Raw genomic sequence first — 23934 nt, forward strand, 5'->3', positions numbered from 1 at the left:
TTTTCTAGTTTCAACGACAACCAATCTTTAATTAAGGTAAACTCTTTGCAGCCACTAAATATTATCCTGCATGAATTGCACTTTTACAGGATAAATCGTGTCAGAAACAACAGAAATTCTCTTAGCTCTTTAACCTTAGAAAATTAGGGTGCCAGCACTTACTCTTAAGTTCCGACACCCTATCATTCGTTTTTATGCAGTTACATGCGTCCCCCTATATAAAACTGCTATTGCCGCTACTATAAGAATCATCCCCATAAAAGCAGGTGCTGCATGGCCGAGTGATACATAGATTTGTCCCCCAATAATTGGACCAATCATTCTTGCTAAAGCTTGAATAGATTGGCTACCACCTTGTATCCTTCCTTGTTCACTAGAACTGACAGACTTTGAGAGCATCCCATTGAATGAAGGCCCGAAAATTGAATCACCAAAACCAAACAGTAACATCCCAACGATTAGAAGCGGATATAGGGAAAACAAAGCAGATATTGCAATAAAACTGTAGCCAATAATCTCCGATACCATTCCAAGTATCGCTATTTGTTTATCACTAAGCTTGATCAAAAGTTTTGGCATTATAAAAGCTTGTGAAATAATGTCTTGAAAGCCCATAATTGAAAACATAATTCCGATTAGTGCAGGCTGCCAATTAAAAGTATCCATCGTAAATTGAGTGAAAATTGCTTGTAAAGATCCGTTAGGTATCCATAGTAAAAACGCTGAGACAAGTAACCATTTTAAATTTTTCATGGAAAGTATGTTTGCTAGCTGTGCAAAAGGATTCAACCTTACAAAAGCAATTTCTTTTAACCTATTATTTTTATCAAGACTCTCAGGCATATATTTCATGCCATATAAAACATTTAATAAAGTTATGAGCGCTCCAAAGTATAAAGGTACAGAATGACCAAACTTTGCAAGTAAGCCCCCAAGAGTTGGTCCAATAATAGTTCCCGCACCTACAACTGCACTCACCCATCCAAAGTATTTCGTTCTCTGCTCTGAGGGGATGATGTCTGCAAAATATGCGAAGATCGTACTTATGCTCCCGCCTGTTATTCCTTCTATTATGCGTCCAGCAAATAGTACCCATAAAGCTCCTCCTATTCCAAAAACTAAGTACCCAATTGCAGAACCAAATAAGCATATTAAAAGTAATGGACGACGGCCATATTTATCGCTCAAAGCTCCGAGTACAGGAGCAGCTAAAAACACGCAGGCCGCATATACGGAAGTTAGTAGTGTAACAACCAATGCTTGTTCTTCCGGATTACTTGTATATGGTTGGACTAAGAATGGAACTACAGGCATGATGATACTGAAACCTATACCACAAAGAAATACAGAAATAAGTCCGAATAGTAAAGCATGTTTATCTATGCTTTTTTCAGTTTCCCTTTCATTTTGTGATCTAAATATAGACATTTAACTTCTCTCCCCTGAATTTTTGTTGCTTTGTCAACAAAATGATAACTCCGTTTTGTTAATCAGTCAATAAAAAATACAATAATAAAAAGGTAGCCTATTCACAGGAGTAAGGCTACCTTTTTATTATTTAAATTTATTACGACTTAATATGTATACCTTGTTTCTTTATTTCTGCATCCAAATGTCTACTATACTTTTCCACAAAGCTAATTATACTGTCGAATTCTTCTTCAGTTACTTGCTCAAATACGACTTTATCCCGCTCTTGAAACTCTTTGTGCAAGTCTTCATGTATTTTATAGATCTCTTTCCCTTGTTCAGTAAGCTTAAAATAGATCTCTTTTTTATTGTCTAACTTTTGATAACTTTCAATAAGGCCTTTTTTCATGAGCTTCTTAGTCATCCTACTTATAGCACCACGAGTTACATAAAAAGCCTCTGCGAGTTGTGTCACGTTAGAATCTGCATTATTTTCAATATATTCCATGCAGTGAACTTCAGAAGACTTAAAACCTTTAAGACCTTCTTCCATCTTATCTTTATTAAGCCAAACCAGCTTATTATATAATTCCCTGAAACCGTTCATGACCTGTTCTTCTTTATTCATGACCTACCCTCCTCACCGCTCATTAGCACGTTAAAACTATTATATTAAATTTCTGCTTACGTTTCGACAATATTGAAATAATTATTATAACATTAAAGATATGTGTAAAAATAGGCGTTTCAATAAAGCAATTCATTAAACACCAAATACTGCAAGTGTATTACTACTTACAGTAAACAGTAGACAAAAAAGAAGAGCTAAAATCATCTCTCTTAGCTCCTCGCTCATAAAACTATTTTAAAAATATTATTTTACTTCATTCGCCACAAAAAATTGCTCACAAACACTCGAAATACGCTGTAAATCTACGTTCCCACCAGATATAACAGCTACTACTTTTTTCTCTTTAATATATGTATCCACTTTCCCTGCAAGTAGTGCAGCAGTAGCTAATGCACCTGCACCTTCTACAACAGTTTTCCCACGTTGTAATAAGTCTTTCATCGCTACTTCCAGCTCTTTTTCCGATACTGTTACAATATCATCTACTAATTCTTTTACAATTTCAAATGTTAGTTCCCCTGGTATTTTAACTGCACAACCATCTGCAATAGTAGGTGCTTCATAATGTTCTACTATTACACCTTTATCATAAGATGCCTTCATCCCATGAACATTTTCTGCTTGTACACCAATTATATTGATTGATGGATTAAAAGATTTCAATGCTACAGAAATACCAGAAATAATTCCGCCTCCACCAATTGGCACAATGATAGTATCAACATCCCACATATCGTCAAGAATATCTAATCCTATTGTACCTTGACCTGCCATTACTTCTACATCGTCATACGGATGTAAGTATGTTTCACCTGTTTCCTTAATAATCTCCTCACATTTTGCCTTCGCATCATCAAAGGTTTTACCATGTAAAACCACTTCAGATCCATATCCTTTCGTTGCATCAACTTTCGCCTGAGGTGCAGAAATTGGCATTACAATTTTACTCTTTATACCAAGTAAATGAGCAGATAATGCAACTCCTTGTGCATGATTACCTGCTGAACATGCAATTACGCCTCTCTCTTTTTCTTGATCTGTCAGCTGTGACATTTTATTAAACGCACCACGAAATTTAAAAGAACCCGTTAATTGCATATTTTCTAGTTTCAAGTGAATTTCTCCGCCAGTTTTACTAGTCAAATAAAATGATTTTACTAATGGAGTTTTACGTGCATTTCTATCCAAAATGTTTTGAGCTTTTTTAATATCCTCTATATGTAATGGTAATTTTTTAGTTATCATGCTAACACCTCTTCCAATGTTCTATTCCTAAGTTTTCGTAAGTTGCAGCTCCTTTATACGAAATGAAAAAGTCTTTATATATGTACCCCACTCTGTAATACATACATCTGCAAACAATTTAACATCCTCTTTATATCACGTTCTTTATAATGATTTAGGCATGCGATTTGGATCCAGTTATTCTTTTGTAAGTACGCTGATTCATAATGGACAATATATCCTTGTAACGCTAACGCATCACCGACCGCTTTAGAAGAAAGACCTCCATTTAATTGAATCGTAAGTATAATTGGTGCGGCATGTTCTTTAGGTGAAACAAGTTTTAAGCCTATATTAGTAATAGCTTCTTCCATATAAGCATATGTCTCTTTAATTTTTACAAATGCTTTTTCATCTTCAAATCTCTTCAACGCTTCTTGCAATGCATAAATTAAATTCCATGAATGAGAATACGGAATACTTTCATTTTCTTCGTACATACCAATATCCATATAGAACGGTAACGTCTCGTTTATTTTCACATTATGATTATGAAAAACGAAGGATAATCCAGTAAACGATTTAATTGCCTTTCCGCTCACGCCACTGGCAAAATATACATCCTTTAAATCTATCGGTATCGCTCCAATTGAGCTAATACAATCTACACATAGTTTTACTTTATACTTTTCACATGATGCATTTAACTCGTCTAAATCATTTAACATTCCGGTAGATGTTTCATGGTGAACAAACCAAAGCCACTCATAATTTCCAGCTTCCATTATTTGTTCTAATTCTGTAGAAATAAATGGTTGTCCCATTTCCTTTTTATACGTATCAAAATGTAATTGCGCGCGTGTTGCGTGTCCAACTAATCTATTGCCAAATTCCCCATTCGTTAATACTAGTCCTTTTCCTTTTAAAGAGCGTAACTGTAAAGCAATGGCATCATTTGCTAACGTCCCTGTTCCTAACATGATTTGCACACGTTTTGCTTTTGTCATTTGTAGTAAACGTTTTTTCACATTTTCCATCGTCACATGAAATGACTTAGAACGATGTGAAATCGGCTTAGTAGAAAATGCCTTTCGAACATTTTCTTCAATATCTACTGGACCAGGTAAAAACGTATATTCTTTCGTCATAATGCCCCCAACACTCGACTCTTCAAACATAGCAGGAGTAACATACATTGGCTGAAAGGCTGCTGCTTCTGTACCAACTAACGTATGGAAAGATTTGAACCCCATTTGCTCATATAAAGGTAGTTCACGTGTTGTCGCAGAAATGAGTGCCAATTCATATCCATTTAGAAGCAAATAACGATGTAAAAAGCGAATTAATCCTAACAATGCTCTTCCATTTCGATATTCACGTTCTACTGAAAGTAAACGAATTTCATACACATTTTCTCCATGCTCTTGCAAATAAACATCTAAATTTGAAATTTTATAATCTAACGAGAATGGTCTTTTTCCTCGCAGCGCAACCATACCTACTAACTTATCGTCCTCTAAACAAATTAAATATGTATTTTCTTCATGAAAACGATCTATACGAACACGATCTTTCGTTTCTTCATGTTGCGGAATTTCTTCTACAAATGTTTTATAATTCAATTTATGTATATGTTCAAATTCGCAATCTTGATCAGCAACTTTATATATTAACCCCATGCCTTCTCTCCTTTATGTATTTAATAAAAATGATAAGTGGAGATTAACCCCACTTATTAAAAGTTCATTTCATTCTCGATTTACATATAAAATAAGTACAATGATAAGAGCACTTAACATAGTCGTAACAATAGAGTAAGAATACAAAATCATGCATACTGGTAAACAAGCGATTGTAATTAACCCCGGCTTAGTAAAACCTTTAAAGATTAAATAAACTATAACGAAAACAGCAACAAGAGTAAGCGCTATCAAATAATCAAATGCGATTAATCCTCCAATAAATGTTGAAATGCCTTTTCCGCCCTTGCCTTTAAATACAATTGGGTAAATATGTCCAAGTAAGACAGCTAGTAAAGCTAACATTACGAATGTAGCATCTTCAAAGAGATATTCTGCAATAAAAACTACGATTGCCCCTTTAATTGCATCACCTAAAAATGTAACGATAAAATACCCTTTTCCATATACACGTCCCATATTTCTTGCGCCGGGATTTCCGCTTCCTTCATTCCGAATATCAACGTCATGTCTCCATTTCGTTACTATATAAGCAGTCAATATGTTTCCAAATAAATAAGAAGCGACCAAATACAAAAACTGCATACTATTAATCATATAATCATTCACTTTCTACGTAGGAGTACTTATACAATATTCAAAAACTATGTATATTGTACTTTTTATCCACATCCCTTTATACATTTTAACATCATATATTTACAATTCATACAAAAATTCTCATGCAGCTATTTTTTAAAATACATATTTTTCATTAAATAATATGTTCCTTTCACTGCTGGTTCGGATTGTAATACAAATGTAACTTCTCCTACACTTTTCTCACAGCATTTCTTAAATTCATCATATATTTCAGGAACGAAACGCAATATGCTGCCACTTACCGCAATTGAAGCTGATAAATCAAACTGCATCTTGTTATAAACATCTATCGTAATCCTTGCTAATTCCTTTCCAGCTCGCATCATAATTTCATGTGCAGCATCATTTCCATTTCTAGCTTCCCGAATAACTAATGGTGTGATTGCTGCAACTTTATCTTTTGAAGATCTATATACTAGCCTTTTTATATGAGACGCTGTCAAAAGTTGAAACTCGTCTTGAATTCTTAAGCTTAATGGACAAAGTCTAACTCCTTGATCAAATTGATTTGCCATTCTCTTTAAAGCTTGTAATGCAATCCAATATCCACTTCCTTCATCTCCTAAAATATGTCCCCATCCGCCGCTATACTCGTATACATCTCCTTTTCTCCCTAGACAAATCGCGCCTGTGCCACCAATCGTTAAAATTCCATCCTTCCCTTCTAAAGCGGCTGCATGTGCTATCATTGCATCATTAAAAATTGCAATTTGTATTCCATACTTCTTTTTTAGACGTATTGTTAATTCATTTGTATTTGCTCCGCTTACACCCGCTAATCCTAAACAGATACAAACGCAATGCTCATTTAATAAACCTTTCTGGCATTGATCAATCGCCTCCATAATATGCACAAGAGCTTCTTCAAAATCTATTAATATATTTCCAAAACCACTTGTAGCTCTTACAAGTTCATTTCCGTCTTTATCAAACGCAATCGCTTCTGTCTTCGTTCCCCCGCCATCTATTCCAATCATATACTTCATATACGTTCTCCTCATTTTCTTCATATTGAAGGGTACGTTACATTCCCTAAAATTACAGATTTCTTTGCACCTGTTGCGCTTGGCACATTACTCGGATTACGATGATGCGTTTCGTTTGCTAAAATGGCAAAGGCGATTGCTTCTTTCGCCTCTGAAGAATAGCCTATATCTTCTTGAATGAATATTGTACATTTTTCATCCTTCAATCCATACCGTATCATTTCAACAAGTGTGCTATTATAACTTCCGCCACCACCTAAAATTACCTCATCAATTTCATAATACGGCAAAATAAACTCCTTATAATGATGAACAATTGAACTTGCTGTAAACATCGTGACAGTCGTCAATATATTTTCTTTACTATGCTTTTCAAACCGCTTCAATAACTCTATGACAAATTCTTCTCCAAACTGTTCTCTACCTGTTGATTTCGGTGGATGCATTTTCAAAAATGAATGATTCATACAATATGTCAAAATTTCTTCTACAACTACTCCTTGTTTTGCAATGTTACCATTTTGATCATATGGCAACTGAAATAACCTTTGACATACTTCATCCATTACCATATTTCCTGGACCAGTATCAAAAGCTATAACGTTTTGATCACTTTTTTGACTTGGTATTACTGTAACATTACTAATCCCACCGATATTTTGTAGTAGTCTATTTTTACTTGGATCACGATACAAAATGACCTCTGAATATGGCACAAGTGGTGCACCTTGTCCTCCTGCTGCCATGTCCATCGTTCGGAAATTCGAGATAACCGTCGTGTTCGTTTCATATGCTATTACTGCAGGTTCCCCAATTTGCAATGTGGAAGATATCATATTACCTTCTGGCTTTGGCTGATGGTAAATCGTTTGTCCGTGAGAACTTATTAAATCTAATTGTCTCAAAGGAAAATTGGCCTCTTTACAAACTTCCTTTACGGCTTTGGCGAAACATAAACCTAACTTAAAATTTAAACTACATATGAGTTGGACATTTGAATTTTCTATTGATAATACTTGCTGAATTTCATTTTTTATATCATTACGAAATGGCACAGTAGTAAAATGGATGAGTTCAACTTTTGAATCTACACCGCTTCCTTCTATACGAACGAGCGCTACATCTATTCCATCTAATGACGTACCGGACATTACCCCTGCAATATACATAACATGCGTGACCTCCTATTTATTAAAAAACAATCATGTAAGTTACAAACGTACAACCGATCGAAAAGAATATAAATCTATAAAACAACTGAGCTTTTGATACAAACGATCCATCAATAAAAGAAACAACTATTGTAAGCAAAATACTTGCCGCAATGCTTGTAACGACCCATATACTATGCATTTGTGATAGATGTAGCATTCTTAATAAAGGCACAAAAAGTAAATTCGCACATATCACTCCAAATAATAATAAAAATACACCTTTATAACTAAATTTTATATTCATTCTATTTCATCCTCTCTGGACTTCATGTGAAAGAAGTGATAGGCAAAATACCTATCACTCATAAATTAAAGCATAGAGATTATGGATTAACAGATTCCCCTTCACCATTCTTCTCAATTTCAAGCATATTTTTATCGTACATTTTAAAGAATGGTAAATATATAAGGAACGATATTGCTATATTTATAAAAACTAATACAATCGCACGCCAATCCCCACCTGTTGCTAAATAAGCACCAATTGGAGCCGGTAATGTCCACGGCGGCATAATATGCGTTGGTGTTACAAATCCCATCGCAGTTGCAGAATATGCAACAGTTGCCGTTACAAGTGGTGTAATGATAAATGGGATAATTAAAATTGGATTTAGTACAATCGGTAATCCGAATATGACTGGCTCATTTATATTAAAAATACCCGGAACAATACAAGTTCTTGATAATGCTTTCGAATATTTTGATCGACCAAATACAATCATAGCTAATACAAGCCCTAATGTCGCACCAGAACCACCAATCCATATAAACCATTGATATAACGGCTCTGGTGAAATAAATGGCAATTGATCTGCTCCACTAGCAACAGCTTCTCCATTTTTCCCTAGGTATACTTCCCATAATGGCCGAGCAACAGTTCCAACAACCGACACACCATGGATTCCGAATGACCAAAAAAACGTAATTAAAAACACTGGAATCATTACACCGAAGTAACTATCCCCAGCTTTTACTAATGGTGCTGCTAATGTATCAACAACATGGTGTAAATCAATGCTAAAAACGACAGTTACTAGACTCATTATAATAATAACGAATGCAGCAGGTATAAGTGCTTCAAATGAACGCGACACAGATGGCGGTACTTGTTCTGGCATTTTAATCATTACATTTTTCTTCTTACAAAATCTTAAAATCTCTACGGATAAAATAGAAACAATCATCGTCACGAATAACCCATGACCTCCGAGATTTGTCATCGGAAGCATAAATCCTTTTTTATCAATTAATTCGGGGGTTAATGTTAATAGCAGTGAACATACTGCAAGCTGTGCTCCTGATAAAGCATCTAGTTTATAACTTTTCGCCAAATTATATCCTATTCCAAATGCTATATATAAAGACATAATAAACATAGTTAACCGATATGGTATTAATATACTTGTTTGATTCTTTAATGCCCAAACTGATATGAAGCTATCTTTCGGTAATGGTGGAAATGCTACGATTAAAAAGAAACTTCCTACGATGATAAACGGTAATGCTGAAATAACTCCATCACGGATTGCTTGTAAATGCCTTTGTTCAGAAAGCCTTGCCATCGGTCCAGATAAATTTTTATCAAGAAACGTGACAAACTTATTCATAACGCTTCCCCCTAACGAATTAAATCATTTACAGTTTTTAATAAAGTTGGTCCACCAAGCGGCGTGTATGCTTGCGGCGGTATAATACCGCACGGGATAGATTCCTCTTCTGCGAATTTTTTAACAGAATCAAATCGATGTCTAACTTGAGGTGCAACCATTACAACGTCCCAGCCATTCTTTACTTCTTCCTCTACCTCATTTGTTCCAATCGCATGCACTTCCATGTTCATACCCTTTTTCTCCGCCTCTTTTTTTAAAGCGTTTACAACAATTGCACTGGACATTCCTCCAGAACAAACGAACAAAACCTTCATTTATGAATCCTCCTATACTTATAATTTACTACCCTTCAAATGAAAGGAAGTTTCACTTTACTAACAAGCATATGAAGAAGTAAAAGAATTTAGTTATACTGAAAGTAAATTTCAGTAAAAATATTTTTCCTATTAAATTAATGTTTCAATATGCAATGTTCTCTATTGCAAGGCCAACCTTACCTCGTATATTATCTTAGATAATCATATGATAGGGAGGCGTATACATGATTGTTAAACGTTTATTTATGATATGTTGCATCGTCATCTTGTTCATCCCTTTCTCTTTCATTTCCCCTCACTTTACTTATGCTGAAGTAACTACTACGTACAAAAAACACGAATTACGTGCTGTATGGATTGCATCTGTTCTTAATATTGATTGGCCCTCAAAAACTGGTTTACCAATTGAAAATCAAAAACAAGAATTTATTAAATTATTAGACGATGTAAAAAACACTGGTATGAATGCAGTCATTGTACAAATAAAACCAACTGCTGATGCCTTTTATCCTTCCAATTACGGACCGTGGTCTGAATATATTACCGGTACACAAGGAAAAGATCCCGGATACGACCCACTAGCATTTATGATTGAAGAAGCACATAAAAGAAATATAGAATTCCACGCATGGATTAATCCATACCGAATAACGATGAATCACACTGATATAAATCGATTATCAAATAATCACCCTGCAAGACAGCACCCGGATTGGGTTGTACCTTATGGCGGAAAATTATATTACAACCCCGGTATTCCAGAAGTAAAAAAGTTTATAACTGAAGGTGCTTTAGAAATCGTACAAAATTACGATGTTGATGCATTACATATGGATGATTATTTTTATCCATATAAAGTGGCGGGTGAACAATTCCCCGATCAAAAAACGTACGAATTATATAATAACGGTAGATTTACAAATATAGAAGATTGGCGACGTGACAATGTAAATGAACTTGTAAGAGATTTAAATACTGCTATTAAACAAGAAAAGTCATATGTGAAATTTGGCATTAGCCCATTTGGCGTATGGCGAAATATAGCTGATGATCCGACTGGCTCTAACACAACTGCCGGCCAAAGAAACTTTGATGATCTTTATGCTGATACACGTGAGTGGATACGAAAAGGTTACATTGACTACATCACACCGCAAATATATTGGAATATAGGTTTCACTCCTGCTGCATATGACATATTAGTAGATTGGTGGGTAAAAGAAACAAATAATAAACCGATCCACCTATACATCGGTCAGGCAGCCTATAAAATTAATAATAACTCTGTCCCCGCTTGGTCTGATCCTGAAGAATATCCAAGACAGATTGCATTAAACCGGCTATATCCTCAAATTAAAGGTAGTATGCATTTTAGCTTAAAAGACATTAATAATAATCCACTTGGAGTGAAAGATAGACTATCAAAAGACATATATAAACATCCTGCATTAGTCCCACCTATGCCTTGGCTTGATCATGAACCACCAAAACAACCTACTTTAAAAGGTGCCATTCCAAGAGATGAAGGGATTGCTGTAGGTATTATTGATGATAGAGAGAATGACTCTGCTTATTACGCCATTTACCGTGTGAATGGAAAAAATGAAGTGGATATACAAAATCCGAAAAATTTACTTACTACTGTAAGAAAGACAAAGCCTGGAGAAATTTATGTAGATAAAACGGCTATTCCTGGAGAAACATATACGTATGTAGTAACTGCGGTTGATCGATTGCATAATGAAAGTGTTGCTTCTAGTAAGACCACTGTAAAAGCAAAATAGTATACACAAAAAACTACCTATTCTTTTTTGAATAGGTAGTTTTCATATTATCAATTAAACTACATCATTTCTTTTAATAAGGAATTCGCACTTTTAAGAATTTCTCCACCATCATTCATTAAATTTGTAGCTCTTTGCATTTTATTTGTATTTCCTTCATCCAAAGCTTCTGGAGTTAACTTCGCAGATTGATTAAATTTCTCTAAAGCCTGCAAATATAAACTATTAACTTCTTTGAATTTGTCAGGTACTTGAGCGTTTGGTGGATTCTGAGTTACATCTTGTAACATAATTAGACTCGCAGCTAATTTAATCGTCCATTCCTCATCCCCAATTTTATTATTTACTAAAAGATTACCGGTCTGATTTAAAGAATCTGTTAGTTTTTTACTATGAATAGCATATGCTGATCTATAATTTGATTCCAACACCTTTTGTTGTGTTTCTGCCTTACGCGCCTCTGCTTCTGCTTTCTGTTTCTCTTCTTCTATTTTCTTCTTTTCTTCCTCTTCTTTTTTACGTTGCTCTGCTTCTGCTTTTTTCTTTTCCGACTCTTCCTTCTTGCGTTGCTCTGCTTCTGCTTTCAACCTATCTGCTTCTTCTTTTTGTTTCATTTTCTTTTCTTCTTCTGCTAATTGCTTCTCTTTTTCTTTCCTCGCCTTTTCAGGATTTTTTTCTTCTTCTACTTTTTCTGCTTTCTGTTGTTCTTCTTTTTTAGCCGCTAACCGTTTCTTTTCTTCAGCTTTTTTATCCATCTCAGCTTGTTGTTCTGCAGTTATTGGATAAAAAATATGACTTAATGTTAAAGAAACGATAAACACAGATAAACATGAACCAAAAATAATAGCAAATTTTTTCAAGCGCGAACGATAGTTCTTTATAATTAACGTTCCTAACATCGCAATGAAAAATAAGATAGCTCCAATTAAAGCAATCATTCCAATAAACATTAACAAAGTATCCACTATAAAAATGTACTCCTCTACTATGTATTTCGTAAGATCCATTCTAGTTATCTATACATGTTTTTGACTATTTAAACGAGTTTCTTATAGAATCTTACATTTTCAACATTTGTCAGTATAACAATTATGCAATCATAAAAAAAGGGTTTTCCTTACTTATTAATACTTCAACTAATTCTGTAATTTCTGATCGCAGGATACTTTCTAACAAAAAGAGATCCCCTCAAAAAAGCTGGACGTACCAACTCTTCCAAGGAAATCTCTTCTACTTATTCTTAAACTTCTCAGTCGCTGCTCTCATCTTCACATTCAAATCGTGATCAATCGAGTCACGAATATCTCGCTCTACTTCTTCCATTTCTTTTTGGAAATTTTGCAAGTAGATTTTTAACTCTTCTTCTTTTTCTGGTCGTTGTGAAGGTGGTAATTGTACGACTAACGATAGCATCGCCGTTAAATCTTTCATTAAGAACGTTTCAAGTTTATGTTGCTGTTCAAACATACGCTGCTCTTGATAATATGGCAAAGCATTTAATACTGAAATTGTAATATCATCAACCGTTCGTTGTAATGAAGGATTTATTGAGCGTTTATATGCTTGAATTGTATTTAATGCATCTGGATATCGATCATAAAAATACAATTTATAAAACGATAAGTCTGTCGGCTTTACTGTTTGCTGCGTTTCTTGTCTTAAAAAATCTTTTATTTTCATCGCCGCTACATCAATATCTTCATTTGTAAGTTTTTTCGTTGTTTTTGCCATTACATGTACTTTTTTCTGTTTTTCTTTCGGTAACATTGAGAATACTTGCTCTCTCGTACGTTGACCCGATGCACAGAAAAGCGTGTTTAATATATGTTGTTCTTTCTTTCCTTCCGTACGAATCCAGCGATAAAAGAGTGGATGTTGTGTAAATTCTTGTAGAAACGGTAATGATTTATTCGATAACTTATCTAAAGAATCGTGTGCTCTTTTATATGGCTTCGTCCACGAAAAATACAGTTTTCGTCCGAAATATACAACTAATACAACGACAGTAAATGCGATTAAAAGTAATGTACCTAACAGTACTAGTACTGTTTGAATGAAACTCATTTTTTCACCTCCTCTAAAAGTCTGCTATTTCCTTGGACGCTGAATAAGTTTCTGCTTCATCTCATCGTTAAATGTGTCTAGTTCAATAACAAACTTCTTACTTGACTCGATAATACGTTCTGATGATTTCTCAGAAGCTTCAATCGCAGCGAATACGTTTTGGAATGATTCACGTAATTTATCCATGCTAATTGCAGGATTTTCAAGAAGTTTCGTTGTTTCTTCTGTATTTTGTTTTAATGCCTGAGAATTACTTAATACCATAGACTCAATTGCTTCATTTGTTGCATTCACTGCATCAATTGTTTTACGTTGATTTGTTAATGCTAACTGGATAGCAGCAGAAACTGTTACAACGTTTTGTGTCATCGTAATTGCATTACGAATTGCCTCTGTTAACTTTTCATTATTTTTCTTAATAATGTCTACTGATGCGATAGATTGTAATAACACACTTTTCGCTTGCTGCATATTGCGCGTACGCACTAAAATCTTTTCTAATGCATCATTAATTAATGGAATATCCCTTTGACGTTCTGGATTTTGTTTCTCAGCTTCCAGCATGCCAGCAAGTTTTTTCCCTAAGTATACTTGCTTATCAAGCGCGTGAATTTTATCGTGTGATTGCTCTTTAAGCATTTCAAGACCAACTGTATCTTCTTGTAAATTATCACGACCAATTAGAAGTGATCTTATAATCTCCTCAATTTGCTTATCTATAGATTGATATTTATGCACGTATGTTTCAAGTGGATTTTTCTTGAATACTTTAAACATAATTTTCTTCATACCACTTGCTTTTAGTGAATTGGGATCAAGCTCTGATACTACTTTGCGTAATTCTAACAATGTATTTGGAATTTCTTCATTCTTTCCATTCATCATCGCTGTAACAGGACGTTTTAATGCTGATAGCGTTTGTCCTGCTGCTTGCTGTTCTTTATCCCCTAAATCTCCTAGCTGAGACAATACTTTCGATAAATCTGTATTTTGCTCGCTATTCAACTTTTGTACATAAAGATCAGCTTCTTTGTTTAATTCATCAAGTTCTTCATCTTTTATAACTGTATCAACTACTACTTCTACATTATTATCTTTCACAATTGATACGGGTTCTTTTTTCTCGAGTTCAGTCAACAAAATCGCTCCTTTATTTATATGTGCGAATTTATGTGCACTATATTTCATCTAATATATTGTATTTCATTTGCAAACAGCCTATATGAAATCAATTTTCAAGAAATACCTGCTTATGCAGTCATTCCCTGTTTCTTACTATAAGTATACCTGTAAACAACATAATTTTCCTCAGACTTAAGACCTAGAGACCGACATGCTGAAGGCGGATTCTTCGTATGTTACGTATATAAATTACGTCCTTCCCATACTACTGCACTCAATCTTTTGACATACACGCTTTTTCAATGTGATAATTATATTACGCTACAGTCTATTTCTTCTTACGCGCTACAAATGCACCATTTTGAAATGCCAATAATACTGTTTCAAACATTTCATCTTCTTCAATCATTTTTATAAACTCAACTAATTCACTCGCATGAGAAGTAGCATTATCGACAACAAGAAGACCTTTTGGTTGTAAAATGCGTTTTATATGCTCCAGCCACCACATGTATTGCGTACGCTCTGAATCTAGGAAAATAAAATCAAATGAATGATCTAGTTGTGAATCTAAAAATGCTCCTGCTTCTTGATTGTGAACATCAATCCTTTGTAAAAGATTTGCCTTTTCAAAATTGGCAAGTGCCTCTCCCACTCGTTCTGAAGAAAGTTCTACAGTTGTTACATTTCCATTAGTTTCTTCTACCGCATTAGCTAACCACAATGTAGAATAACCATTAGAAGTTCCAATTTCCAAAATGTTTTTTGCACTACACCCTTTTACTAAAATTGATAAAAATTGCCCCATCTCACGAGAAATATTCCGTAATTTTTCTTCCCGTGTTTTTTTATTTCGATCATGCTCTTCTCCATATTGTTCAAGTTGAAATAATAATGAATCTAACGTATCCATTCTTTTCATCGCCTTTCCAAAGCAATATGATGAAAAAGCTCTCGTTGCCCGTCTACTTTCATTATATGCGAAACGAAAACCTTTTTCTCGTTATATGATAAAGATTTGAAATTTTTTATAGCATATTGTTTCGTTTTTTGGTAAAGTTAATTTCTACGTGCAATTATTCCATTCATACTATTTTTAATTCAATTGCAGTTGTTAAATCATATAAACCTCATTTAAATGAATCGGTATTTCAAATTCAATTAAGCGCCCTTTCCGGACGCATTTTCTTTTGTTTATATATTTTTAGAAGAAAGGATGCTTATAATGAACGTGATTAGCTTAGATGCCGCTCGAAAGCGAAAGCAGCATAAAAAATTAATGATTACTATACCGATTATTTCACGTATTTATGAAGAAGACGGGGAAATTAAATTTGAGGTAGCCGGCGAAAAAGACGTACCTCTTGAAATGTTAGAAAAATAATAAAAAACGCATTTCTTCAGAAATGCGTTTTTTATATTTTTACATTTAAATGCTAAATGCATAAGTTTCTCAAGATTAACCACCATATAAAGTGAAACTGTAATCAGTGGGTGTTTTCTTCATCCCCCACTGATTATTAGTTGAACCAATCGGACTTTAATGGGCAACCCGCCCCCCACCTAACTTCTTTGCTTTCGCTGAATTTTGAAGTGGGGGTCTTACTGCCCATTAAAGTCGGATAAAATAATGAATGATACAATTGTGAATAACAATTTATTAACTACAAATACAATTGCGTTCCAAAATCTAGTATCGTATGAACTATTTGAAAATACCATAACGGCTTATACTTCAGATTTACAACCTATTTATTTACCAGATGGTGCTACAATTATTGATTTTACTTTCTCTGCATTTCCAAACATTACACATAACATGAAAAAAGCAAAATAAATGTTATACCTGTTCCACTTAAAACAAAGGTATCTCATTTTGACATCATAGAAATCCATTTTGGTCTAAAACAAAACTTGGCATTAGAGTGACTCAATTATGCCAATACCGCTAAACCACAATTAATTATTCAGCAAAAACTATCTTAAATAACCCATATTTCGTGTGGGATAGGCAAATTTATTATGATACCAACAACTGCACATAACAAACACTAGACACATATCCTAATTTTGTAACCTTACTTACTAATAGAAAGGCAGGTAATACAATTGACTTCCAATATCGATTACACTTCCCCCTCAACCAACTTCACTCATGATTTAAATAGAAGTAATTTTTTTCAGAAAGATGCTCAAAATTATATAAACGTACTTGGCGTGAAACAATTAAATACGTTAGAAAACACTTCTTTATTAGATATCTATTTAAGTACAGGAAATGTTGTAGAGCCTCACATACATCAAAATGCAGCTGAACTTGTTTACTGCATTTCAGGCTCTGCGGTTGTTTCTTTACTTAATCCTTTTACAAATCAAATATTAAACTTACCAATAAAACCGGGGCAAGTTGCCAACATTCCACAAGCGTGGTGGCATTACGAAATTGCTACAGCAGATAACACTCATTTATTAGCTATTTTTGACGCCCCAACCCCAGAAGTTATTTTTGGTTCTGATATTTTAAGATTAACCCCCGCTAATATAATGGCTCATACTTACTGTCTCAATGAACAACAATGGAAACAAGCGGTATCCCCTATTCAATCCACTACAGTAATTGGCCCTCCAGCAAATTGTAATCAGAACCGCGGAACGATACCCCCTGCAACTCATCCTCCTAATCCACAACAAAATTTATATTACCAAGATTCATATTATTTTCCTCTTTACTGGGGATATTAATTTATATTATGAAAGGACAATTATTTATCTCCTCGGAAAATACGTAGGAGATTTTTTTATTGTATACCCATTCCTATTTATTATCGTAACAATTAATAGAATAGCTACATATAATAGTTATATATTTAATTGGAGGTGATAGTACTATGAGTAATTATAACTACCGAAAAAACTACTCTCATAATAAAAATAGTAGTTCATCAGCATCCTCTCAATCCTCAAATTCTCAATCTTCCAATTCCCAATCACAAAGAGACTTAGCCGAGCAAGGCTATGTAAAGAAAAAAGGATGTAACTGTAATAAAAACAAATAGTTTATTTGGACAATGAAATTTCATCACTCACAATAAACTGTTTACTCCCCTAGTATATAGTTTATTGAAAGGCTGAATTCTATTTTTAATAGAGTTCAGCCTTTATTATGTATGTGGAATATTGCAAGCTCATTAACTTATTTCATAAATTACAAATCATATTTTTCCAATTAATTTATTACCTATTCCCCGCAAAAATATGGCCCTCCCTAATAAAATTAGGAAGGGCCATATACAAGTGTCCGTTCACATTTCAAACAGACATTGTTACAAGTTAGACGATATTAATACCTGCACTTACAAATCCAGCTACTGCTGCTATTGGACTTGCTGCTGTTAAGGAAACATATACTAATATTTTATCCCCAGCTGCTACTGGAATAGCTTCAGGTATGATCCCTGATGCTGTAGAACCAATTGCTATCGCAGCAAATGCTGGTGTTAATAATAGTGGTGCGCCTTGTACTGTAAACGTATTACTTGCAGCAGGTGCAGTTAATATTTGTATCTGTACTTGAACAGGTGATAAAGGAGATAATGCAGCTGTTGCACTAAAGAAACCTGCTAATGACGTAATAGTTCCTGCGCGTGGTGCTACAAATGCATAATCACCTAGGCCTAACGCTAATGTGATACTAGTTCCACCCGTTAAAGCTACACCAGGCTGACTAAATCCAAATCCAAGAAGAGTTCCTGTATTTGCTACTAATGCGTTAACTAACGCAGCTGGTGTTGTACCTGAAGCAAACGGAATAATAGCTCCACCACCAGTTGCTCCTGTTGCTCCTGTCAAACCTGTTGCTCCTGTCGCTCCTGTTGGGCCTGTTGCTCCTGTTGGACCTGTTGCTCCTGTCGCTCCTGTTGGGCCTGTTGCACCAGTTACACCAGTTACACCTGTTGCTCCCGTTGGGCCTGTTGCACCAGTTACACCTGTTGCTCCTGTTAGACCTGTTGCGCCACCAGTACCTGCTGGACCTGTCGCTCCTGTTGGGCCTGTTGGACCTGTCGGACCTGTCGCTCCTGTTGGACCTGTTGCTCCTCCTCCTGGACCTGTTGGACCTGTTGGACCTGTTGCTCCTCCTCCTGGACCTGTTGGACCTGTTGGACCTGTTGGGCCGCCTCCTGGAGTAGCACCAATTAATTGAGTTAATAAGTTTAATAAAAGTTGTAAACTTGCAGGGTCAATAATTAATGAGAAGAAGAATGGTGCAAGAGCACTGAAGAATTGTTGTAATAAAGAAAGTAATTGACCTAAATTTGGATTAGGAGATTGTAGTAAGTTAATAATACTTTGAATTAATTGTTTTAAGAAATTTCCTTCTGGAGAAGGTGCTAATTCATTTAGTAAGTTCAATAGCTGAGTAAACAAATTGAGTAAAGCTAATCTGTTTGCATCACTTGGATTTGCAAAAAACGCTGCAATTGCCGAAATTAAAGAGTTTAATAAAGTAATTAATCTACCTAATTGCTCACTAGTAATTGGAACTGTTTGTGGATTGTTACAACATTCTGGAGTGAACACAATCGGATTATTGCAGTTATTATGACCAAAACAATTATTATGTGACATTTATTTCCTCCTTACTTATTTTATATTTGAGTGTCTTCCTATTATAAGAGCTATACAATTGTGCATAGGTTTAATTCACTTAAAATAGGAAACATGAATGATAATTAAACTTTAAAACGTTATTTAATTATGTTCATGACTCACATATTAATTATATGTTTTTAATAATTGACTGCTTAGATTAAACACCTAAACTTAAGAGTTTATTTTATTTTTCCACGTTTATCTCTTAGATTCAAAAGCACATTTTAACTTGAGTATAAAAACTAAACATTGGCATATAACCACCAATTAACAACAATACCTTTACTAAAATTGTGTTCCTTCTATTATCATGAAGCCGTTTCTATTATCAAAAACTTTCATACAATATATTGGACAAGTTATCCCATACTTTGTTCAAAAAATAATTTAGGGAGTGAAAATTAATTGCCAATTATTCAACCATTTATGGCATCCAGAAGATTCACATCTACACTAGGAGCTGGAACCGGAACTGGTGCAGCTTTTGCAATTGCTGCTACAGCTTGTGTTTAAACGATGCTGGTACTACTGCAACTGCTTTTCCGACTTTTACGTATTATAACTTATATGTAAACGGCATTCTTCAACCTAGTGTGAACTCCAGTGTTACTACTGGACCTACTGGTGCTATTACAATTCCTGGCGGAGATGCATTAGACGGCGGAATTCCAATTACAATCGAATTTATCGTCACTTAGTTTTAACTACTTTAATGTAGAGCAAAAAGACAGATCCTTTTTATTTAAGAATCTGTCTTTTTTAATTAATAATGATAAATTGTAAAATAATTGAAGAACCTTGTGATGGTGGTTGATTATCTAATAAAGTTAGCTGACCAGTACTAACCTGATATAATGGTTGTGGTTGAAGTATTCCATTAATAAACAGATTAATGTACGAAACCTCATCAGGAGATAATATGTGAGTTGTACCATATTGAGCTAGCCCATCTGAATCTGTATATATAAGTTTTTCTCCATCTGAAAAAGTGTAAAATAATAAATTAGTTGTTGTTATGGGGCCAATAACTCCAGTTGGACCTGTTGCTCCTGTTACTCCTGTTGTCCCTGTTACTCCCGTTACTCCTGTTGCTCCCGTTACTCCTGTTGCCCCTGTTACTCCCGTTACTCCTGTTACTCCCGTTACTCCTGTTGCCCCTGTTACTCCCGTTACTCCTGTTACTCCCGTTACTCCTGTTGCACCTATTGCTCCTGTTGCTCCTGTTGCTCCTGTTACTCCTGTTACTCCTGTTACTCCTGTTACTCCTGTTGCTCCTGTTGCTCCTGTTGCTCCTGTTGCTCCTGTTGCTCCTGTTACTCCCATTACTCCTGTTGCTCCTGTTACTCCCATTACTCCTGTTGCCCCTGTTACTCCTGTTGCTCCTGTTGCTCCTGTTGCTCCTGTTACTCCCATTACTCCTGTTGCGCCTGTTACTCCTGTTGCTCCTGTTGCTCCTGTTGCTCCTGTTGCTCCTGTTACTCCCATTACTCCTGTTGCTCCTGTTACTCCCATTACTCCTGTTGCTCCTGTTGCTCCTGTTGCTCCTGTTGCTCCTGTTGCCCCTGTTACTCCTGTTACTCCTGTTGCTCCTGTTGCTCCTGTTGCTCCTGTTGCTCCTGTTGCTCCTGTTGCTCCTGTTGGAATATAAATTGGCGGAAGAACCGGAAAAGTAGGTCCAATATTCTCTGGTCTTACCATCCCTTTATTCAAAGATAATTTTTCATTACTGTTCAATTTACTACCTCATTCCACATTTTGTTTACTGATTAACAAAATAAAACCTCTATCATTTTAGTAAAATTCCATAACTACTTTTTCATACTCAAATGATTTTACACAAAGTAAACTTTTTACTACTATAACTAGTAGTATTCATATAATAAAATGATAGTTCCATTCCAAAATACTAAATCGCTACTATTAAACTCTTCGACTCCACTTTCCAGATCTATCTTTTCACCCGCAATATCAACTTCAAATTATAATAATAATTTAATAATCAATTTAATTGCTGGTAATACAATTTCACTTCAACTATTCGGCGTATTATCCATAGTTAATTTAGTTGGGGGTGGTTCAACAGGTGCCTCTTTAACAATTATACGAATCGATTAAAAAATGATTCGTTCTTTTTTATAATAATCATTCTTAAATGCTAAAATAGTAACTATTACATCATTCCTTAAGCTTATATATTAATAACTTCACGACAGTAATTTTGCAATAAGAAACACTTTGTACTATATTCATAGTACAAAGTATCTATACTAAATTTTCCGTATATACATTATCAATTTACACTGCTCTCTGCCAATGTTACATTAAAGGTGAAGGTAGTTTCTCAAATGCGAACCATCTCAATACGTATATGAGAAACAAACTCCAATCCTATACGCGAGAGCAATACTATGTTGACACTCAAACGAGTGTCCTTTTTTATGAATTTCAAAAATAAAACCATCTTTTATAGATGGTTTATCAACGCACTTTTCTTTATATTCTTCATGCAATAGAATTTTATATAATCGGATAATATATGGTCATACTTAACCTAGTTAGCGTTCTTCCGAAATTATGATAAGAGTGTGATCTATCCGCCTTAAAGCGAATTGAATCCCCACTATTTAATTTATATTGACAATCATTTATTTCAATTGTCAATTCCCCTTCAAACACCGTTATAAATTCTTCGGTCCCTTCTTTATGGCCTTCCGAACTTAATTTTCCTTCAGTTTCAATTTCAACTGTATAGATTTCAAAGTTCCTATTATCTTGAAAAGGAAAAGATGGATACACTTTATATCTCCCATTGTCTTCTAATAATGCTTGAACATCACTTCGTAAAACGACTTTCGTATCCGGTTGGGGATTATTAATTAAAGAAGTAAAAGACACTTTCAACCCATTAGCTATTTTCCATATCGTTGTTAATGTTGGACTTGACTCTCCGCGTTCAATTTGTCCAATCATTGTTTTACTCACACCTGTTAATTGGGCAACTTTTTCTAAACTTAATTTTTCTTTCTCTCGTATTGTTTTTAAATTTTTTGCCAGAATAAGTTGAATTTCTTCCATAAGAAACACTCCTAAACTATATACAATATAACGACCGTTATGTATAATAAAAAGCACACGTTATATTGTTATTTTCGGTCATTATAACATACACCAAATAATTAGGGGGTTTTGAAATGCCTATATTTTCTTTTTTGTTATTTGTTATTATAAGTAGCTTCACACCCGGTCCTAACAATTTCTTAGCTATGACATACGCCAATCAACATGGTTTAAAAAAGAGTATGCAATTTTGCTTTGGAGTAGCTTTCGGTTTTTTCATCCTCACTTCATTATGTAGCTTCTTTAATATTGTACTAATTAATATCCTACCTATAATTGAATTCCCTTTAAAAATTTTAGGTGTAGCATACATGCTATATTTAGCCTTTAAAATACTCACTAGTAAAACTAGTGCAGATCCAGATGAAAAACATAATAAAAACTTATTTACAGTTGGGATTTTTCTTCAATTTGTTAATCCTAAAGGGATACTATTCGGGCTGACTGTAGTGTCAACTTTTATTCTCCCTTACTATAATTCATATTCAAGTTTTCTACTCTTCTCATTATTTCTAGGTGTAGTCGGGTTAATGAGTACATTCAGTTGGAGCTTATTTGGTTCTATGTTCCAAAAACTTTTATTAAAACATACTACATCATTTAACATCATTATGGCTGTCTTATTAGTTTTTAGTGCTATTTCAATAGTAATTAATTAAATTCAAATTCTCATTTTTTTCTTTTTAAATATATGTTTTGTAAATATACTTGAAATTTCCGGTGAACCTCTGACTTACATGTATTACTTATTATGTATTAAAACAGAAATCTTCTATATCTAATCATATTTATACGAGGTAACATTATAAAAAGAGGAATACTCATAATAAGTAATCCTCTTTTTATGTCCTATCGTTTTTAAAAATTTCTGTTCTACTAAACTAGAATTTCACTTAATTTCATACCACCAACCTTTCCGATCAAGGTAATCCGCCATCCCTTTAAGTTGCATTATTTATGACTTTAAACTACTCATTTCAAAATCTTTTTATTATAATACAGAAAAATGCGTTATAATATAAGTTACTGGTCTCAAGGAGGAGTTTAATGGCTGATAAATATAAATTTTTGATACTCATTGTTACAGCATTTTTTTCTTTCTTTTCTTTAATAAAAGATTTCCGTAACACTTCAAAAAGTTTCTTTTGGGGGAGCTTCGCAATCCTAACAAGCTTTATATTATTATTAACTCACACTTTAGAATTAACTCCAATACTTATCTATTCAGCACAGATGGCTCTTGAGATTATTACAATTCCACGTAAATTAATTCTTCCATCTGTCACTGAAGCTGCTAGTTTTTGCTAACAATTCGTATATATAAAAAAGTTTCAACTCTACATTTCTAATTATCTTTTCAAATATAATAGTGCGGTGTCTCCTTTCTAGAGAAACCGCACTATATTAAATTTCAAACTGACTAGTATAAAAATCTCATACATCGCTGTTTTTTTCATTGAGTT

23 protein-coding genes and 3 pseudogenes are annotated in these 23934 nt (G+C 34.3%); 8 read left to right on the forward strand and 18 right to left on the reverse strand.

Annotated features, from left to right (window positions below; genetic code table 11):
• Positions 1 to 192 precede the first annotated feature (192 nt).
• From ACTFRS_RS06345 to ACTFRS_RS06390, 10 genes are all read right to left on the reverse strand, one after another.
• Entirely contained in the window at positions 193 to 1428 is a 1236-nt protein-coding gene (locus ACTFRS_RS06345; protein WP_440023925.1) for an MFS transporter, read from the reverse strand.
• Positions 1429 to 1567: 139 nt separating this feature from the next.
• A complete protein-coding gene (locus ACTFRS_RS06350; protein WP_440023923.1) occupies positions 1568 to 2038 on the reverse strand; it encodes a MarR family transcriptional regulator in 471 nt (156 codons plus the stop codon).
• Positions 2039 to 2284: 246 nt separating this feature from the next.
• Positions 2285 to 3286 carry a bifunctional threonine ammonia-lyase/L-serine ammonia-lyase TdcB gene (gene tdcB, locus ACTFRS_RS06355; protein ID WP_440023921.1) on the reverse strand — a complete coding sequence of 334 codons (1002 nt, stop codon included), beginning with the start codon at positions 3284 to 3286 and terminating at the stop codon, positions 2285 to 2287.
• 74 nt (positions 3287 to 3360) lie between these two features.
• Positions 3361 to 4944 carry an aminotransferase class V-fold PLP-dependent enzyme gene (locus tag ACTFRS_RS06360; protein WP_440023919.1) on the reverse strand — a complete coding sequence of 528 codons (1584 nt, stop codon included), beginning with the start codon at positions 4942 to 4944 and terminating at the stop codon, positions 3361 to 3363.
• A gap of 69 nt (positions 4945 to 5013) precedes the next feature.
• Complete coding sequence (gene plsY, locus ACTFRS_RS06365) at positions 5014 to 5562, reverse strand: glycerol-3-phosphate 1-O-acyltransferase PlsY (protein WP_139869174.1); 549 nt, start codon at positions 5560 to 5562, stop codon at positions 5014 to 5016.
• 131 nt (positions 5563 to 5693) lie between these two features.
• A complete protein-coding gene (locus ACTFRS_RS06370; protein ID WP_242293671.1) occupies positions 5694 to 6593 on the reverse strand; it encodes a BadF/BadG/BcrA/BcrD ATPase family protein in 900 nt (299 codons plus the stop codon).
• A gap of 20 nt (positions 6594 to 6613) precedes the next feature.
• Positions 6614 to 7762, reverse strand: coding sequence for an anhydro-N-acetylmuramic acid kinase AnmK (gene anmK, locus ACTFRS_RS06375; RefSeq protein WP_440023916.1), 1149 nt, complete (start codon positions 7760 to 7762; stop codon positions 6614 to 6616).
• A gap of 22 nt (positions 7763 to 7784) precedes the next feature.
• Positions 7785 to 8051, reverse strand: a complete 267-nt coding sequence (locus tag ACTFRS_RS06380; protein WP_440023914.1) for a hypothetical protein — start codon at positions 8049 to 8051, stop codon at positions 7785 to 7787.
• 79 nt (positions 8052 to 8130) lie between these two features.
• Positions 8131 to 9414, reverse strand: a complete 1284-nt coding sequence (locus ACTFRS_RS06385; RefSeq protein ID WP_139869178.1) for a PTS sugar transporter subunit IIC — start codon at positions 9412 to 9414, stop codon at positions 8131 to 8133.
• Positions 9415 to 9425: 11 nt separating this feature from the next.
• On the reverse strand, positions 9426 to 9731 hold the full coding sequence (locus ACTFRS_RS06390) for a PTS sugar transporter subunit IIB (protein WP_000865887.1): 306 nt from the start codon (positions 9729 to 9731) through the stop codon (positions 9426 to 9428).
• A gap of 227 nt (positions 9732 to 9958) precedes the next feature.
• Here ACTFRS_RS06390 and ACTFRS_RS06395 point away from each other — a divergent pair, with 227 nt between their 5' ends.
• Complete coding sequence (locus ACTFRS_RS06395) at positions 9959 to 11518, forward strand: glycoside hydrolase family 10 protein (RefSeq protein ID WP_242293674.1); 1560 nt, start codon at positions 9959 to 9961, stop codon at positions 11516 to 11518.
• 59 nt (positions 11519 to 11577) lie between these two features.
• Here ACTFRS_RS06395 and ACTFRS_RS06400 read toward each other — a convergent pair whose 3' ends face one another.
• The 4 genes from ACTFRS_RS06400 to ACTFRS_RS06415 form a co-directional block, all read right to left on the reverse strand.
• A complete protein-coding gene (locus tag ACTFRS_RS06400; protein ID WP_318160713.1) occupies positions 11578 to 12483 on the reverse strand; it encodes a hypothetical protein in 906 nt (301 codons plus the stop codon).
• 265 nt (positions 12484 to 12748) lie between these two features.
• Positions 12749 to 13582, reverse strand: coding sequence for a DUF3974 domain-containing protein (locus ACTFRS_RS06405; RefSeq protein WP_242294941.1), 834 nt, complete (start codon positions 13580 to 13582; stop codon positions 12749 to 12751).
• A 24-nt stretch (positions 13583 to 13606) separates the two neighbouring features.
• Positions 13607 to 14719, reverse strand: a complete 1113-nt coding sequence (locus tag ACTFRS_RS06410; RefSeq protein ID WP_000137402.1) for a toxic anion resistance protein — start codon at positions 14717 to 14719, stop codon at positions 13607 to 13609.
• 313 nt (positions 14720 to 15032) lie between these two features.
• Positions 15033 to 15626 carry an O-methyltransferase gene (locus ACTFRS_RS06415; RefSeq protein ID WP_029141122.1) on the reverse strand — a complete coding sequence of 198 codons (594 nt, stop codon included), beginning with the start codon at positions 15624 to 15626 and terminating at the stop codon, positions 15033 to 15035.
• 303 nt (positions 15627 to 15929) lie between these two features.
• On the opposite strand from ACTFRS_RS06415, the gene ACTFRS_RS06420 reads away from it, so the two are divergent.
• The 3 genes and pseudogenes from ACTFRS_RS06420 (at position 15930) to ACTFRS_RS06430 (ending at position 17446) form a co-directional block, all read left to right on the forward strand.
• Positions 15930 to 16088, forward strand: a complete 159-nt coding sequence (locus ACTFRS_RS06420; RefSeq protein WP_001100983.1) for a hypothetical protein — start codon at positions 15930 to 15932, stop codon at positions 16086 to 16088.
• 234 nt (positions 16089 to 16322) lie between these two features.
• Positions 16323 to 16633 (forward strand): annotated as a pseudogene (locus tag ACTFRS_RS06425) (TGS domain-containing protein); the annotation flags it as partial.
• A gap of 180 nt (positions 16634 to 16813) precedes the next feature.
• Complete coding sequence (locus ACTFRS_RS06430) at positions 16814 to 17446, forward strand: cupin domain-containing protein (RefSeq protein ID WP_242294942.1); 633 nt, start codon at positions 16814 to 16816, stop codon at positions 17444 to 17446.
• 588 nt (positions 17447 to 18034) lie between these two features.
• Here the strand turns inward: ACTFRS_RS06430 and ACTFRS_RS06435 are convergent.
• Complete coding sequence (locus ACTFRS_RS06435) at positions 18035 to 19330, reverse strand: exosporium glycoprotein BclB-related protein (RefSeq protein ID WP_318160718.1); 1296 nt, start codon at positions 19328 to 19330, stop codon at positions 18035 to 18037.
• 429 nt (positions 19331 to 19759) lie between these two features.
• Between ACTFRS_RS06435 and ACTFRS_RS06440 the strand changes: the two are divergent.
• A pseudogene (locus ACTFRS_RS06440) lies at positions 19760 to 20052 on the forward strand (DUF4183 domain-containing protein).
• 61 nt (positions 20053 to 20113) lie between these two features.
• Here ACTFRS_RS06440 and ACTFRS_RS06445 read toward each other — a convergent pair.
• On the reverse strand, positions 20114 to 21088 hold the full coding sequence (locus tag ACTFRS_RS06445; protein WP_440023910.1) for a DUF4183 domain-containing protein: 975 nt from the start codon (positions 21086 to 21088) through the stop codon (positions 20114 to 20116).
• A 180-nt stretch (positions 21089 to 21268) separates the two neighbouring features.
• Here ACTFRS_RS06445 and ACTFRS_RS06450 point away from each other — a divergent pair.
• Positions 21269 to 21469 (forward strand): annotated as a pseudogene (locus tag ACTFRS_RS06450) (BclA C-terminal domain-containing protein); the annotation flags it as partial.
• A gap of 402 nt (positions 21470 to 21871) precedes the next feature.
• Here the strand turns inward: ACTFRS_RS06450 and ACTFRS_RS06455 are convergent.
• Positions 21872 to 22486: a helix-turn-helix domain-containing protein gene (locus ACTFRS_RS06455; RefSeq protein WP_242293598.1), complete on the reverse strand. Its 615-nt coding sequence runs from the start codon at positions 22484 to 22486 to the stop codon at positions 21872 to 21874.
• 59 nt (positions 22487 to 22545) lie between these two features.
• On the opposite strand from ACTFRS_RS06455, the gene ACTFRS_RS06460 reads away from it, so the two are divergent.
• Positions 22546 to 23130, forward strand: coding sequence for a LysE family transporter (locus tag ACTFRS_RS06460; protein WP_049122404.1), 585 nt, complete (start codon positions 22546 to 22548; stop codon positions 23128 to 23130).
• A 230-nt stretch (positions 23131 to 23360) separates the two neighbouring features.
• On the opposite strand, the gene ACTFRS_RS06465 is transcribed toward ACTFRS_RS06460, so the two are convergent.
• The gene (locus ACTFRS_RS06465; protein ID WP_139868110.1) at positions 23361 to 23423 is read right to left on the reverse strand and encodes an N-acetylmuramoyl-L-alanine amidase C-terminal domain-containing protein; all 63 of its coding nucleotides are present in this window, start codon (positions 23421 to 23423) and stop codon (positions 23361 to 23363) included.
• A 95-nt stretch (positions 23424 to 23518) separates the two neighbouring features.
• Between ACTFRS_RS06465 and ACTFRS_RS06470 the strand changes: the two genes are divergently transcribed.
• Positions 23519 to 23779, forward strand: a complete 261-nt coding sequence (locus tag ACTFRS_RS06470; protein ID WP_139867125.1) for a hypothetical protein — start codon at positions 23519 to 23521, stop codon at positions 23777 to 23779.
• Positions 23780 to 23934 lie beyond the last annotated feature (155 nt).

The sequence above is a fragment of the Bacillus cereus group sp. MYBK139-1 genome (assembly GCF_051916915.1).
Classification (GTDB): Bacteria; Bacillota; Bacilli; order Bacillales; family Bacillaceae_G; genus Bacillus_A; species Bacillus_A pacificus.